Annotated in this window: 1 protein-coding gene; it reads left to right on the top strand. The window is 64.8% G+C overall.

What is annotated here, in order from left to right:
• Nucleotides 1-210, top strand: a 210-nt coding sequence (locus ABD323_RS41720) for a BP74-related protein (protein WP_486327173.1), incomplete at both ends; no start/stop codon positions are given.

Here is a 210-nt window from a genome sequence, read left to right as displayed (position 1 = left end):
CCGTCTGGGCGAAGACCCAGCAGGCCCGGAACATCCTGGGCGGCGTGGAGACCGAGAACGTCGGCGTCATGGGGAAGGTCGTCAAGACCCCGGCCTGGTACAACAGCCCCTGGAAGTACCAGATCGCCCCGAACTCGGTGTCCTTCTTCGGCATGGCGATGGAGGTCTGCGACGCGAGCATCTCCTACGTCGACACCCACCTCAACGAGG

The organism is Kitasatospora nipponensis, from assembly GCF_039528135.1.
GTDB lineage: Bacteria > Actinomycetota > Actinomycetes > Streptomycetales > Streptomycetaceae > Kitasatospora > Kitasatospora nipponensis.
Note: the sequence above shows the minus strand (reverse complement) of the source record. Positions and strands in the feature narration are given on the sequence as shown.